The sequence below is a fragment of the Leptolyngbya sp. Heron Island J genome, from assembly GCF_000482245.1.
Lineage (GTDB): Bacteria > Cyanobacteriota > Cyanobacteriia > Phormidesmidales > Phormidesmidaceae > Leptothoe.
Map to the genome: position 1 here is coordinate 74,766 of NZ_AWNH01000117.1, position 12,238 is coordinate 87,003.

Consider the following 12,238-nt stretch of genomic DNA (forward strand, 5'->3'; position numbering starts at 1 on the left):
CGAAACGCTAAAAGTCCCAGACAGCCAAGGCAATCATCACTATTTAGCATCCTGACTTCTACTTAAGAAATCTTAGATGCCTTCACATTCATTAATATAAGCCAATAAAAGTACAAAATATAAAATTTATTGCGAATGGAAATAAATTTGCTTGATGTGAAGCCGTTATCTATGCTGGCACGTTAGGAATATCAATGCTCAACATAACCTAGCCACACCACAGGCTCATGGCTGGTAGCTGGTTTGGAACAAAATATTGGTAGGGTAGGCAATGCCCACATCATCTTAAGCATTACTCACGATCGCAAGGACTAGATTTTGATCGATCGCAACCCGAGTCAGCAACGAATAGCCGTCATTGGCGGCGGTGCAGCCGGTTTTTTTGGCGCGATCGCAGCGGCCACACCACACACTAGAGTCACCCTCTACGAAGCCGGTCCCGACTGTCTGGCCAAGGTGCGCATTTCCGGTGGGGGTCGCTGTAATGTGACCCATCACTGTTTTGACCCGGCGCAACTAGTCCAAAACTATCCCCGTGGCAGCAAAGCCCTGCGGGGAGCCTTTTCCCGCTTTCAACCCAAAGACACAATCGCCTGGTATCAGCAGCGCGGCGTCAAACTTAAAACCGAAGCCGACGGGCGGATGTTTCCAGTCACAGATGATTCTGGCACCATCATCGACTGTTTGATGCAAACCGCCTTAAGGGCCGGAGTAACTATCAAAACGAGGTCGCCGGTCAAGCAGGTTACCGCCACCCATCCAGGTTTTCTCATTGGGCTCAAAGATGGAGAGGTTAGCTGCGATCGCATTCTTCTCGCCACCGGCAGCAGCCCCCAGGGTCATCGCATCGCCAAAAGCCTGGGCCATAGGATTGAGCCTCCGGTACCCTCTCTTTTCACCTTCACCATTAAGGATGCAGCCCTCAGACAGCGCAGCGGTCTGTCTATGAATCCGGTGGACATTAAGCTCAAGCTACCAGGGCACAAAAAACCGCTGATCCAAACTGGCCCGCTCCTCATCACTCACTGGGGGTTTAGCGGTCCTGCAGTCTTAAAGCTATCGGCCTGGGGCGCACGGGCGCTACATGAACAGGGATATCAAGGAACAGTGGTGATCAATTGGCTACCGCAGCTGAGTCAGGATGAGGTGAGAGCAAAGCTGCAACAGGCCAGAACCGATGGGGGGAAACGTGCGATCGCAAACCATAACCCCACCCCAGCGCCCAAACGCCTGTGGACTTATTTTGTCCAGCGGGCTCAAATCGAATCGCAGGCTCAGTGGACAACTCTCTCTAATAAGGCCATTAACAAGCTCACCCAAGAACTTTGTCAAGGAGAATATTCACTCCAGGGCAAAGGCGTTTTCAAAGATGAATTTGTTACCTGTGGCGGCATTCGTCTAAAAGAGATTGACTTTAAGACAATAGAAAGTCGCCTGTGTCCGGGACTCTTCTTTGCAGGAGAGATTTTGGATATCGACGGTATTACAGGAGGTTTTAACTTCCAAAGCGCCTGGACAACAGGATGGTTAGCAGGCCAGGCAGTGACCACAAGAGCGTCGTAAAGAATTCATACAAGTTATACGCCGCCTAAGAAGTCGACGGTCAAAATTAAAGATAAGGGGTTCGGATGAGGCGTGCGCGATGACACATCAACATTTAACCCAGAATATTGCAGATATTAGGGTAACTGAGTGTGAAGGTAGTTTCCTAATTACCGTATCTGATAGCTTTGCAGCGGCCATCGTTTTAGAACGTGTTATCAGGTATCAAGTCCGCTGTTGGATTGGCTTACACCAGCAACAAACTTACGGTGCACCGTTTATCTATGCCGCCTATCCACTACAAATGTGGATGGTTGAACAATCCGAGCAGGTGGCTTAAGGGATTTGCTCAAGGGTTAAAGTGCCCATGGAGGAGGGCAGGGGAAGCAGGGCAACCACAAGGGATTGCCCCTACGGCGTTATCCCTTGTCAATCGGGGTTACTGAATTCGGAATTCGGATTTGGCATAACAGGCAAAGGCAGGCCGTGCTCGTGGGCAGCTCAGAACTGGCATGATTAAATTTCTCCTTCCCACTTCAGGGTTTGTTCGGCAGAGTTGTTGCCATAGGAGCGAATAATTTTTAGCTCAACTTGAGCCTGGGTGCCACCGCTGAGTATCTGAGAGCGAATGGGCAACCGGCCCAAAGCTAGGGTAAATCGATTGTAGTCTTGCTGCACCAACTCCTCGGGTACGGGTCCCTCATAGGCGACGGTATAGCGGCGACGGCGACCGTCATTCCTGGATGTGCTGTAGCGAACTTCAAACCGTGTCTCTAGCACATCAGAGTGCTGGGCCAAATCCACCACATTGACTTCAAAGGTGCGGCTACGTCCGTCCACCCGTCCCATTGCTAGCTGGGTGACCTCGGCAACAGGTACTATTCCGTCTACTCGATAGGTGGTTAAGGTTTCATCGTCAATGATTTCTCCTAGCAGCCAGTAAGCCTCAGGAAAATCAACATCCACTTGCCCATTACGCTGCAATGTCAGCTCAACCGACTCGGTAAATGATTGAGCTGGCTGAGGAGCCTGCCAATCGAGGGTAAATTGCCGATCAATATTCCCGAGATAGGCCTCATACTCATTGGCAATCGTAGACCCAGGGGCAAGCAGACTAGTAGCACCGCTGCGGGTTTCCCACAGATTACGCGATAGGCTAACCGTTTTATTCGCCAGGCTAGCGACAGTATGGGACTGATTCGGATTAGCTACAGGTAACGGCTCTAGCTGATTAATCAACACCAGCTTACCCAAGCTGCCAGAGGTGCCATCGGCCCCATGTCTACCATCGATACCATCACGACCGTCGTAACACTTGTATTTTTCTTCTGTACAGGTGCCGTCTTTACAGACTTCTACTGTCCAATCATGATCGTCACATTCACAGCCGTAGGTACCATCGCCACCGCGACCACCGCGACCACCGCGACCGCCATCTGCGGCAACTAAAATCTGTCTCAGGTTATCTAGATCAGCATACTGAACCGTGAGAGTGCCGCCATGGCCTCCACGACCGCCGTTGCCGCCATGGCCACCGTTACCACCATCCGCAGCCTGCAGATTATGACGCTCATCCCGAGGCTGTCGTCGGCAGCGCACCCATTCGGCGTTTTCGCCAGAGTTGCCATCCTCGCCATCGGTCCCTGAGAGATCAATGCGGGCTGGATCGCCATTGGCCCTAATGGTTTGGTTAGCTCCATCGCGACCGTCTCGACCAGCTCTACCGTTACGACCGTGGCGAGCATCTTGACCAAATTCTCTAGTATTGGCGAATGCGGCTGAACCACAGATATCAATAGTAGCTAACGATATCCAACCGGTGAGACTCAGGGTGCTTGCTGCCAGGGCGGTCAAGCTCAACCGTAGTAGATGGGAATAACGAGAAAACACAATCATGAAAACTACTTAACAAAATCCTGTCATGGGGGACTAATGACCAGGCACATGGCCCAGACATAATTACACCAGCAATGGGGTACATTCCTGTTGCACGCTATTCAAGTAAATCGGGCTGGGCAGCTGTTGTAATCGCCACTGGGTCAAAGTTTTTTCTGGCTACCGGCAAATGAGGTAGCGCAATATGTGAAATGAGTTGATAGGCTATAGGTTGCTTAAATATCACATTGGCTTTGCAGGTCAAAGGCGTTAGGGATATTGACGTTCCTGACCAATATGAAAGACGTTATGAATTGGTGTCCATGTTATCCACCCTCGACGATTTAAAGCATCGCCTACAAACGGCCCTTGTAAGTGCCTTTGGCCCTGAGTTAGAGGGTACAGATCCAGTATTGGTGCCAACCAATAATCCTAAGTTTGGTGACTATCAGGCCAATGTGGCCATGTCACTAGCAAAGCAACTGAAGGATAAACCCCGTGCGATCGCAACCAAAATTGTCGAAAACCTAACCATTGACGACATCTGCGAAGCGCCTCAGATTGCCGGTCCCGGCTTTATCAATCTCAAGTTCAAAACCGACTATCTCCAGACCCAGCTCAAGGCTGTCTACGCAGACGATCGTCTGGGCGTTCCCACCGCTGCCCCCGCCCTCCGCACCATCGTTGATTTCTCTAGCCCCAACATTGCCAAAGAAATGCATGTGGGCCATCTCCGCTCCACTATCATTGGCGAGTGCATCGCTCGCACATTAGAATTTCTCGGTCATGATGTGTTACGGCTAAATCACGTAGGCGATTGGGGCACTCAGTTTGGCATGCTGATTACCCACCTGCGCGATGTCTGCCCTGAAGCCACAACTGAGGCATCATCAGTGGATATTGGTGATCTGGTGGAATTCTACAAACAGGCTAAAAAACGATTTGACGAAGATGATGCGTTTAAGACCCAGTCTCGCGAAGCTGTCGTTGATTTACAGTCTGGGAAAGAAGATGCTAGACGGGCCTGGCAGGTTCTCTGTGAACAGTCTCGCAAGGAGTTTCAAAAGATTTATGACCGTCTCGATATCACTATCCAAGAACGAGGAGAGTCTTTTTACAATCCGCTGTTAGATAATGTGGTTACAGATCTCACATCGCTGGGATTGCTTGAAGAAGATCAGGGGGCGCAAGTTGTTTTCTTAGAAGGATTTACCAACAAAGATGGTAACCCCCAGCCCCTAATTGTGAGAAAGTCTGATGGTGGCTTTAATTACGCCACGACCGACCTTGCCGCTATCCGTCAACGCACCATTGATGAGAAGGCAGCCCGCATCATCTATATTACCGATGCTGGCCAGGCCAACCACTTTGCCCAGGTCTTCCAAGTCGCCAACCGTGCCAACTGGATACCAGAAGCGGTAGAGCTGGTCCACGTACCCTTCGGTCTGGTTAAAGGAGAAGATGGCAAAAAGCTAAAGACCCGTTCTGGTGAGACCGTTAAACTTAAGTCACTGCTAGACGAAGCTGTAATTCGAGCAGAGAAGGATTTGAAACAACGGATCACGGATGAAAATCGTGATGAATCGGCAGACTTTATCCAAAACGTTTCCACGGCGGTTGGAATTGGCGCTGTTAAATATGCCGACCTGAGTCAAAATCGCACCAGTGACTACATTTTCAGTTTTGACAAAATGCTGGCGCTCCAGGGCAATACAGCCCCTTATATGCTCTACGCCTATGTACGAGTTCAAGGTATCAGTCGTAAAGGGGGCATCGACTTTAGCCAGCTGGGTGACGCTGCGATTCTGCTAGGGGATGAGGCGGAACTCAACCTAGCCAAGCATTTGCTTGAACTTGACACTGTAGTTGTAGAAGTGGCCCGAGATCTATTTCCCAACCGGCTATGTCAATACCTGTTTGAACTAAGTCAAAAGTTTAACCAGTTCTATGACCGCTGTTCAGTACTACAGGCGGATGAACCCCAGCGGACCTCTCGTTTAATGCTCTGTGATCTAACCGCTCGCACCCTGAAACTCGGTCTTTCACTTTTGGGAATTCCGGTCCTGGGGCGCATGTAAGGCGTTTGTCATCACCTCATTGCTCAACATTATTACCGACTATCTACTCTACGGACGACAGCTCACACCTACCGGAGTTGGCTGGCACAGCCCCTAAGCTGTGTTTATATATATCAAATCCCTGTATGGATACCTCCATTCTGAATGTAGAACAGTACCTTTTCGGATTTTTTCAGTTATGTTGAGCAAAATCATTAACTAATTGAAAAACGAGCTATTTTCAAAGCTCCGCTCATATATGCCAACTCTGAATACTTTGCGTAAACTACGCATGCGGCCTGTTATGGCCATTTGGAAGCGATCCTTAGCACGATTACTGGATTACTATGAAACAAATCGCGGTAGCTTAATTTCATTTTTTCCAAAGCTATTTCTCTTCTTCACTCTTTTGAACATGAGCTGCTACTGGCTCGCTCTGTTGACCGCTTATCCAGAAGAGGCCTTTGGCGATGAGCGCATACACTATTTTATGCTGCAATTTCCAGTTGGTATCCTGGGCGCACTGTTTGACAGCTTGTCATTTTTTATTACCGTTTGGATTGCTAAGCGCGCGCTAAAAACAACATCATTAGCGAGCTACATCGCCCACCTCAGTGTGGATATAGTCATTGCGATCGTGGCTACTTGGTGGGTATTATTTGTCTTTTCATTTTCTGGCTGGTTGATTAGCTTTATACAACAGTCACCTGAATCTTTGACAAACCGTGCTGAGGTATATGAATCACGCGTTATTGCAGCAGTGAAAGATCCGGTCAATAAAGACAGTTTGAAAAACATTTATTTTGGTGTTGTGGTCGGTATTTCAGCCATGCTGCCAACGTTTACGCATCTTTTCTTATCAGTACGAGCTATAGGTATCTACTTACGGAAATACGCCCAGCGCTGGCGATTGGGATAGAGGGCGATGGCATGCTCTCAAGTAGTCGCTGGTTTTTAGGCTGATCAGGCTGAAATCGGAGAGCAACCGCCCCCTAGAAATAGGAAAAGCAGCAGGATGACGACGCCTACCTGCTGCTTGGATGAGGAGAACAACTAGAAATTTATTCGTCCGATCTATTCGTCATGAACAAATCGGTTATACAGGAAGTCTAACCCTTGATTTCGTCGGGCATCGTAGAGCGGATCTGCCGTGATGCGATCGCGAGAGCGCTCAAACGGAAGTACACAGTTCTGCAACACAACCATGGGCTCAGGGCCAGTAATAGGTTGAGAGCGCAACGTCACAGAGCCCTCAGTGGGTGCATTAACCCCTGACACCATATTCAGTAAGGTCGACTGACCGCAGCTTGAGTAGCCAATCAAGCCAACAAACTTCCCTGCTTGAAGCGACAGATTAATATTCTCCAGGGCCACATAGCAGCCCTGGTGGGTGGAATACACCTGACTGAGGTTCTCTAACTGTAGTAAACCATCCATCACAGGGGGATCAGAAAGAGTAGCTTGGGTAGAAAGTTGAGCCATGATTGCTATTCACCTCTGAAGGAAGAAATCATTAGGAAAGGGGAGAAGTTTGGAGTCAGGTGCTTCTAGGAGACGCTTCTCCCCAAATGCTGAGCCATTACATCCTGGCTATAGTTTCTTTGTTTCGCATATAGATTTAAATCTATGAGACTTTATTTCTTTATATACTTAATTCTATATGTAAAACTTCAAAAAAACTGACTTCTTTTCACAAAACACAAACAATTTGTTAAAACTCAGCTAAAAGCCTAGTTTATAGATCAAGAGCAAAGCTTTTATTTTGATCATATAAAAACCAATTTATGCCAGCTGTCATTTTTGATGAACCCCTTGCAAGCTATAGGTTTCACCGATTTAAGGCTTAAAATTTTTGCCGCACCTCTAAGCCATCATTAAGCATCATAAAAAAGTACAGACATCTATACTTATTCTTTGTGACGACAAAAAAAGAGCAGCAATTCTTACGAACCACTGCTCTTCATGCAAGGAGTTTGCGATCGCTCCGCCAGCCATCGGGGAGTCTAGATCGTTGAAAGGACTAGCTGTTTTCTAATCTAACTGTAATAAGGCGGGAGACTCAGACGCATCCCGTGTTGGCAAAGCCTCTGAAACAGAGGTACTCGTAGCAAGATTGACATGAATAACTGTTAACAATAGGCCAAACCCAAACCCTAATAGAAACAGCCATCCGTGGGATGGCTCTAATACCCACAACAATTTACGATTTTGCCCATATACATGGACAATCCAGGGTTCTGTAACAGATTCCTCTAGTTTTCTCATGACTCGTTCTCCAAACAACTAATGTGATGGCATCAACCTGAATTACGAAAAAAGCTCTTACGAAACAAGCAGGACTGACCCAGCAATCCCTTACCAGTAGGGCGTAAAAACAGGCGGCGATATTCAGTTAAATAATTCAGTGATTTGAGGGTGGGTAAGGCAACAACAAAAGTGTTTTGTTGTCGATTGAACTTACTGTATAACCTCCTAGAAGCGACTACCCCATGTCAAATATTCATACATAAACTTTTTGATAAGCAGTCGCTATCATTCAAATATCTATCTAATATCGGTTAGCTTTTCAGAGGTCAAAAACCCAAATAAATCAACCAATTCAGAGATTTTAGAGAGCTACCAGTCTCTTAATTAGTGTAAATTGAGCCTCTTCTATATATTTAATCAACAAATCTAATAGCTCATCTTAAATAAGTCAGACTTATTAAAAAGTTTGGGCATTAGCATTTTACAAACCCAGATTGAGGAGCAAGGATGGGGATAAGAAATTGAGTTACGCCAGGATAGATCATCTCTATGGTTACTCTCATTGATTCACATCAAACAATCGCTACATCTACAAGGTTGACATTGCAAACCGAAGAGATTGCCCAGGGGACGATGGCAATTCGCTGTCTTGACTGGGACAGAGATAGATTTGACATTGAATTCGAATTGCAAAACGGTACCACCTACAATTCATTTCTCATTTGTGGCGACCAGGTTGCGCTGGTGGATACGTCTCATCTGAAGTTTGAGGCTCTTTATCTTAAATGCCTAAATCAATTAACTGCAGGCAAAACTATCGATTATTTGATAGTTAACCACACTGAACCTGACCACAGCGGCTTAATTGGGCATTTATTAGAGATCTCACCTGAGATCAAAATTATTGGGTCCAAAGTAGCGATCCAGTTTTTGCAAAATCAGATTCATCGTCCATTTGCATACCAAATGGTTAAAAGTGGCGATTGTCTAGATTTGGGGCAGGGACACTTATTACAATTTCTCTCAGCCCCTAACTTGCACTGGCCCGACACCATCTTGACCTATGACAGTGGCCCCCAAATACTTTACACCTGTGATGTCTTTGGCATGCATTACTGTGATGACTCTCTATATGATGAGATGCCACAGCTGTTAGAGGCCGATTTTCAATATTATTATGACTGTTTGATGAGGCCCAATGCTCGGTCTGTCCTGGGAGCGCTAAAACGTATAGACAAGCTGACCATTGACCTGGTGGCAACGGGACATGGTCCGCTTTTGTTACACCAGCACCAGGAATGGATTGAGCGCTATCGTACCTGGAGTGAGGCGCAGTCAAAGGCGGCTCCTTATGTGGCTATCTTCTATGCAGATGACTATGGTAGTAGCGATCGCATCGCTCGCGCCATTGCCCAGGGTCTACATAAAACCGGCACAGCGGTGGAACTTATTGACTTGGGTGAGGCCGATCCTCACGATGTCAGAGAGCTGGCAGATGCAGCCGCTGCTTTAGTCATTGGGATGCCTCCTCAAACAGAACACAATATCCTGCTGCCAACTCTCAATACGATTTTGGCAGCAACCCACAACAAACAGGCAGTTGGACTATTTGAAACTGGCGGTGGTCAAGATGAGCCTATTTTTCCCTTACGTAATCGCTTTGCCGAACTTGGATTAACAGAAGCCTTTCCGCCAATATTGATCAAAACGGCTCCATCGGCAGTCATAGATCAACAATGTGAAGAAGCCGGTACGGATCTGGGTCAATGGTTAGAGAAAAATCGCCGACAACGTCGGGACAAGCCTCTAGATTCTAGTTTGGATCAGGCCCTGGGGCGAATCAGTAGCGGTTTATATATCCTCACGGCTCGTAAAGGAGAAGCAACCAGCGCCATGTTAGCCTCGTGGGTAATCCAAACCAGTTTTCAGCCCCTGGGATTGGCCGTTGCCATCGCCAAAGATCGCGCGATTGAATCTCTCTTACATGGAGAAGACTGCTTTGTCCTCAACATATTAGAGGAAGGCAACTATCAGCCACTGATGAAACATTTTCTCAAGCGTTTTCCTCCCGGTGCCGATCGGTTTGCAGGCATTACAACCTATGACGCCAATAATGGCTCCCCCATCCTGGCTGATGCTTTAGCCTACCTGGAATGTCGCGTGCTCACGCGGCTCGATGCTGGCGATCATTGGATCATCAACTGCTCCACCAATGTTGGGCGAGTCGCTCATCCAGATGGTGTGACCGCCGTTCATCATCGTAAAGCTGGCAATCATTATTAGCCATTGCTGATTTAGAGGATGCACCGATCTAGCAGCAATACCACTCATCTGCATCTTGTAGATGAAATCATCCCGAGGATCAACAACGCCCATTATTAATTAGGTCTGACTGATGCTCGGCACGAGTTCTCTGTAGAGTCTGGGCTCATTGCATTTATTTCAGAGCGGTTCATTCGCTCAATCAGTACGCATTCACTGTTTAGCAGTAAAGACCTTAGACAGAAAGCAGAAATCATGACTCACACAACCTCCACTCCTAAAATTTCTCAACCCACACTGTTATCTACCAAAATGCGTTCCAGGGACGTACAAGTTGCCGACATTGGGCTAGATTCTCGTGTTTTGCGTTCACGTACCTGGGAACGCTTAAAGTTCGAGGTTGAGTATGGTCGGCGGCGAGGCACCACCGCTAACTCTTATATTATTCATGGCGATCGCACTGCCATTATTGATCCGCCAGGAGAATCGTTTACCCACATTTACTTGGACACATTACGCCAGCATGTGCAACTCAGTAAGGTGGATTACATCATTACCAGTCATGTCAACTCAAACCGTATTGCCACACTTAAGGCTTTGCACCTGTTGGCTCCCCAAGCAACAATCGTCTGCTCCCATTCAGCCGCCAATAGTATTCGGAGCACCAAAATTAACTGGACAGTGTTGCCCGTACGTACAGGTGAGAGCTTAGATTTAGGCCAGGGACACCAACTGCAATTTGTCACTGTGCCCACACCCCGTTGGCCAGATGGCTTATGCACCTACGACCAGGCCAGTCAGATTCTTTATAGCGACAAACTGTTTGGCGCACATTTTTGCAGCGACAATCTGTGGGATACCCACTGGCGAGAACTAGATGACGATCGACGGTACTATTTTGACTGTCTTCACGCCCCCCAGGCCCAACAGATCGCCACCGCTCTGGACAAATTTGAAGCGTTTTCTTGCAAAATTATCGCCCCTGGCCATGGTCCGTTGGTCCGCTACAGCCTCAGCCGATTTCATCAGGATTATCGCCAGTGGTGTCAGGAACAAACCCATCGTCAGCTGCGGGTGGCAGTCCTCTATGCATCGGCCTATGGCAACACGGCCACTGTAGCCAATGCCATCGTTCAAGGGCTGACAACCAATGAAATTGCAGTTGAATTAATCAATTGTGAAAAAATATCAGCCGAAGCGATGACCCAGATTGTTAGCCAGTGTGATGGCTTCATCATCGGCTCTCCCACCTTGGGAGGTCATGCTCCAGTACAAATTCAAACAGCGCTCGGCACCATCTTGGCCAATGTTCCTAAAACAAAATTAGCGGGAGTGTTTGGCTCCTATGGTTGGAGTGGCGAGGCGATTGATTTACTGCAGCACAAGCTGCGTGATGCTGGCTATCGGTTTGGCTTTCCACCAATTCGAGTTCGATTTAGTCCCGATGCACCTACCTTAAATAATTGCAGAACTGCCGCCTATCAATTTGCCCAACAGTTACGCAAACATTCACGGCAACAGGTACCTCGTCAGGCCGTCAGTGATGTCGAGGCCAACCGTACCGCCCAGGCGATGGGTCGCATTATTGGGGCACTGTGTGTGGTGACCTTTGAGCACCATGGCACTAATCGAGCAATTCTGACTACCTGGGTGTCTCAGGCTAGCTTCACACCACCGGGCATTATGATGGCGTTGCCGCTGAGGGATGATGCGATCTCAAATCTTCAGCCCCACAGCCCCTTGATTCTGAATATCCTCAAAGAAGGTCGTAGTATACGCCGTCAGTTCTCTTGCCAGGCATCCTATCCAACTCTGCAAAAAGATATCAATATAGATCATTTAGATAACGCTGGCATCGTCTTAACGGACGCATTAGCTTATCTAGAATGCACCCTAACAACCCGATCAATCGTGGGTGATCATCTGTTAATCTACGCGGCTGTAAACATCGGGACCCTGTTAGAAAATGACGGCCTCACCGCCGTACAACATCGCAAAACAGGTAGCCAATATTAAGCACGCTAGCAATTGACTGCGCCAAAACAGCCCTATTGCTGCTCTCTCAGGAGCCATCAGCAATAGGGCTTTCATTCTATGTATGATTATTCTATCTTCAACGGATATTGAAACACCTATTCAGAAAGCTGCTCCTAAAACAGCCGAGATGGCTCTAAGGGATCAGGATTTTATCAGAGCCAAAAATGGTGTCTGCAGAGGCGTTTCATAGAACACCTGTACGGCAAAAGATAGGACCT

9 protein-coding genes are annotated in these 12,238 nt (G+C 47.7%); 6 read left to right on the forward strand and 3 right to left on the reverse strand.

Annotation, left to right across the window (positions count from 1 at the left end; translation table 11 throughout):
* The first annotated feature begins 318 nt into the window (after positions 1 to 318).
* The gene (locus tag N836_RS72200; protein ID WP_023077074.1) at positions 319 to 1,563 is read left to right on the forward strand and encodes an NAD(P)/FAD-dependent oxidoreductase; all 1,245 of its coding nucleotides are present in this window, start codon (positions 319 to 321) and stop codon (positions 1,561 to 1,563) included.
* Between the two features lie 79 nt (positions 1,564 to 1,642).
* Positions 1,643 to 1,882 carry a hypothetical protein gene (locus N836_RS72205; RefSeq protein WP_023077075.1) on the forward strand — a complete coding sequence of 80 codons (240 nt, stop codon included), beginning with the start codon at positions 1,643 to 1,645 and terminating at the stop codon, positions 1,880 to 1,882.
* Between the two features lie 176 nt (positions 1,883 to 2,058).
* On the opposite strand, the gene N836_RS76220 is transcribed toward N836_RS72205, so the two are convergent.
* Positions 2,059 to 3,438 carry a hypothetical protein gene (locus N836_RS76220; protein ID WP_023077076.1) on the reverse strand — a complete coding sequence of 460 codons (1,380 nt, stop codon included), beginning with the start codon at positions 3,436 to 3,438 and terminating at the stop codon, positions 2,059 to 2,061.
* Positions 3,439 to 3,665: 227 nt separating this feature from the next.
* Between N836_RS76220 and argS the strand changes: the two genes are divergently transcribed.
* A complete protein-coding gene (argS, locus tag N836_RS72215) occupies positions 3,666 to 5,495 on the forward strand; it encodes an arginine--tRNA ligase (RefSeq protein ID WP_327058741.1) in 1,830 nt (609 codons plus the stop codon).
* 238 nt (positions 5,496 to 5,733) lie between these two features.
* The gene (locus N836_RS72220) at positions 5,734 to 6,393 is read left to right on the forward strand and encodes a hypothetical protein (protein WP_023077079.1); all 660 of its coding nucleotides are present in this window, start codon (positions 5,734 to 5,736) and stop codon (positions 6,391 to 6,393) included.
* Positions 6,394 to 6,548: 155 nt separating this feature from the next.
* Here the strand turns inward: N836_RS72220 and N836_RS72225 are convergent, their stop codons facing one another.
* On the reverse strand, positions 6,549 to 6,956 hold the full coding sequence (locus N836_RS72225) for an ATP-binding cassette domain-containing protein (protein ID WP_023077080.1): 408 nt from the start codon (positions 6,954 to 6,956) through the stop codon (positions 6,549 to 6,551).
* Between the two features lie 549 nt (positions 6,957 to 7,505).
* Positions 7,506 to 7,739, reverse strand: coding sequence for a hypothetical protein (locus N836_RS77310; RefSeq protein ID WP_023077081.1), 234 nt, complete (start codon positions 7,737 to 7,739; stop codon positions 7,506 to 7,508).
* Positions 7,740 to 8,270: 531 nt separating this feature from the next.
* Here N836_RS77310 and N836_RS72235 point away from each other — a divergent pair.
* Both N836_RS72235 and N836_RS72240 read left to right on the forward strand, forming a co-directional pair.
* Positions 8,271 to 10,004 carry a diflavin flavoprotein gene (locus N836_RS72235; RefSeq protein WP_023077082.1) on the forward strand — a complete coding sequence of 578 codons (1,734 nt, stop codon included), beginning with the start codon at positions 8,271 to 8,273 and terminating at the stop codon, positions 10,002 to 10,004.
* Positions 10,005 to 10,238: 234 nt separating this feature from the next.
* Positions 10,239 to 11,999: a diflavin flavoprotein gene (locus tag N836_RS72240; RefSeq protein ID WP_023077083.1), complete on the forward strand. Its 1,761-nt coding sequence runs from the start codon at positions 10,239 to 10,241 to the stop codon at positions 11,997 to 11,999.
* The last annotated feature ends 239 nt before the right edge of the window (positions 12,000 to 12,238 follow it).